General features: G+C 59.9%; 1 protein-coding gene. It reads left to right on the forward strand.

The window, feature by feature from the left end; genetic code table 11:
- The coding region (locus tag ACH5AR_RS33890) for an IS256 family transposase (RefSeq protein WP_396305363.1) at nt 1-1004 on the forward strand (1004 nt) is incomplete at its 5' end.
- Nucleotides 1005-1080 lie beyond the last annotated feature (76 nt).

The raw sequence follows: 1080 nt of genomic DNA on the forward strand, positions 1-1080 counted from the left end.
GGCATGTCCCGATCGAGGTCCCTCGTGAGCGGGATGGGACGTTCGAGCCGAAGATCGTCAAGAAACGCCAACGTCGATTGAACGGGGTCGATGAGATCGTGTTGTCGTTGTACGCCAAAGGATTAACGACTGGTGAAATCAGTTCGCATTTCGCTGAAATCTACGGGGCCTCGGTCTCGAAGGAGACCATCTCGCGGATCACCGACAAGGTCCTCGAGGAGATGCAGGACTGGTCTGCCCGTCCGCTCGACGAGGTGTACGCGGCAGTTTTCGTCGATGCGATCGTCGTCAAAGTTCGAGACGGGCAGGTCGCAAACCGGCCGATCTACGCGGCGATCGGCGTCAGTCTCGACGGACGGCGCGACGTGCTCGGATTGTGGGCCGGCACCGGCGGTGAGGGCGCCAAATTCTGGATGTCCGTGCTGACGGACATTCGCAATCGCGGCACTCGGGATGTGTTCTTCCTGGTCTGCGACGGATTGAAAGGCCTGCCGGAAGTCGTCGAGAACGTATGGCCGGCCACGACGGTACAAACGTGCGTCGTGCATTTGATCCGCAACACCTTTCGGCTCTCGGGACGTCAACACTGGGACGCACTCAAACACGATCTCAGACCGATCTACACGGCACCGACCGAGGCTGCCGCTCACGCGGGGCTGGACGATCTCGCCGAGCACTGGGGTGAGAGGTATCCGGCGATCATCCGATTGTGGACCAACGCTTGGCAGGAGTTCATTCCGTTCCTCGATTACGACACAGAGATACGGCGAGTGCTCTGCTCTACCAACGCGATTGAGTCCCTCAATGCCCGCTATCGGAGGGCGGTGAAAGCTCGTGGCCATTTCCCTACCGAGGCGGCTGCGCTGAAGTGTCTGTATTTGGTGACACGTTCGCTCGACCCGACAGGCAAGGGCCAGGCACGATGGATAACGAGGTGGAAGCCCGCTCTGAACGCGTTTGCGATCACGTTCGCCGATCGTTGGCCGGGATCGGAAACTTACTGATGGAAAACCGCCGAAACACCGTTAAAGAGATAGACCCGCGGCACGGCGACCACGACTGCAGCGACGCTCACCGTCA

It is taken from the genome of Kitasatospora sp. NPDC018619 (genome assembly GCF_044391605.1).
GTDB lineage: Bacteria > Actinomycetota > Actinomycetes > Streptomycetales > Streptomycetaceae > Kitasatospora.